General features: G+C 40.2%; 3 protein-coding genes. All 3 read right to left on the bottom strand.

Annotation, left to right across the window (positions count from 1 at the left end; all coding sequences use genetic code 11):
* Positions 1–501 (bottom strand): RHS repeat domain-containing protein (locus tag EPD60_RS07940; protein ID WP_262708836.1); only part of this gene is annotated, 501 nt, incomplete at its 3' end.
* Between the two features lie 604 nt (positions 502–1,105).
* Positions 1,106–1,333, bottom strand: a complete 228-nt coding sequence (locus tag EPD60_RS07935) for a DUF7660 family protein (RefSeq protein ID WP_131448469.1) — start codon at positions 1,331–1,333, stop codon at positions 1,106–1,108.
* A 16-nt stretch (positions 1,334–1,349) separates the two neighbouring features.
* A partial coding sequence (locus tag EPD60_RS16920) for a hypothetical protein (RefSeq protein ID WP_207896565.1) occupies positions 1,350–1,923 on the bottom strand: 574 nt, incomplete at its 5' end.

Genomic DNA, 1,923 nt, shown 5'->3' with positions numbered 1-1,923 from the left:
GCTCTTTTCGGGCCCAATGTGATGGTTGCCGTAGATATCGGTTCCTATAACAGCAACCTGTGGATACCTAGGGGCTCTCGAATTGGATAATTCATCAGCTTTTAACTGAGCTGGTTTAACCTGTGTAGCAGGCTTCTTACTTTGCAATTCAATTACACCAGCTGAGGCTACTCTTGGAATATTGTCATGAACAATACTCACTCCGTTATAATTATAATGCTCTAGACCATCTAAGTCAATTCCATCTATTGGTCTATTGCTTGCAAATTGATAAGGCGTTAACTCTGGATATTTGGAAGTCAGCGGATCAACACTTAAAAACTTAGATATAGCCGGATTGAAAATTCTCATGCCATAGTCCTGCATACCTGTTTCCGAATCTTCCTCCTTACCATTAAACCCATACCTGTAGCCCATTCTAACTGTAAATGCCCTTCCTGGCATTTGCATTCCAAATGGATAGTATTTCTTTTTACATAAGGTGTTGGTTTCGTGAGGGATGTAATGGATTGCAGTTCCGCCTAATGAGCCAAATTAGCCATTTTCTGTCCGCTTTCAGCGGCATTACTGAGCTTAGAAAAGGTAGCCTCCAGGTGCTGGCTGATTTATCTAGAGATATCAACCAAATGTTATGAAGAACTATCGTTTTCTTAAAAATTGGCCTATGGTAATGTTCGCGCTAATTCTCTCATATTCGCAATAAGGCGAGGAGGGCTTTCGGAGTGATACTATTATCAAACCATCTCGCACATAGATTTTGTTGAGTGCAATAATGAAGTCGGTATTGGTACTACGCACATTGCAAGCTGTTGAAGAATACAATGGATAGTGTTACAATCTCGGAAATTCAATGTCCCAACGCGAAGTGCCACCTCACTTTATTTGATTGACCTGCCTACCAAGTGCACAAATTATTACTGGTAGAGAGTAACGCATTTGGCCGAAACGCTGGTTAAATCTTTTACTTAGAGCCCCGACCAATCATTAGCCAAAATACTTCAATAGACATTAGAGGAGGGTCGGGGCTCGCCATCTTGCGCCTTTTTGTATTTCGTTTATTCTATATAAAGGTAAAAGTGGCAATTGAGAATAGAAATTTCAAGTTCTATTCATATGTCGAAGCAGCTATAAATATTTTAGCAAGTGTTGACCATGTATGATCTGAGGAGAATGAATCGTCATTACTGTCCCTAAGAAAAGCCTCAACTGCATTTAGATATTTGAGAAGAGTATTATTTTCCCACTCCGACTCGTTAGCCTCTAAGTCTTCGGAGAGCTGCTTAACGAAGTTTGCCAAATCATCCTTTGTACTTATTTGTTCAATATTGTCCATTAAATTGAAGTTTATGCTATTGTGATGTCGATTGTTTGCTATTCCTAACTTCGATCGAAGTTCCATTATTCTGAGTTGTGAATTTGAAATTTTCCTTTGCCGGAATCTCAGTTAATTTTACGTATGGTATTTCAATCCCGGCCTTTTGGAATGCATGCAATCGCCTATTATCTAATGTAAATATCTTCCCGCCCTTTTCCACAATCCTTATTGGTGGAATATTCATCATTTCTCCGCTTTTAAGTCTGACAACTAAGTCGTCTACACTTGTGCCGCCTTTAAATTTCTCGCTTATACTATTCTGACTAAAGCGGACTGTGCGCGGATCGACCTTTCCATTTGTTGCCATTCGTGCGAAAGCACTCTTAGAAATAAATTGAAATGCTCTACCCGCAACTTTATTGAGCACTATCGAAGCGATATTCGTTGCCATTCCAGGGCCGCCATTCGCGGCATTTTCTTCACGCAGTGCTTTACCGCTTCGATCTAATGATAGTAGCGCCCAATCTGATGAGCTTCTAGTGCCATTTTGATTGTTAAGCGCATCTTCTTCCGATTTGTATTCCCATCTAAGTGGGTAAGTTCTTACC

It is taken from the genome of Flaviaestuariibacter flavus (genome assembly GCF_004337505.1).
GTDB lineage: Bacteria > Bacteroidota > Bacteroidia > Chitinophagales > Chitinophagaceae > Flavisolibacter > Flavisolibacter flavus.
The sequence above is the reverse complement of the archived record's forward strand: the minus strand, read 5'-3'. Positions and strand labels throughout refer to the sequence as shown.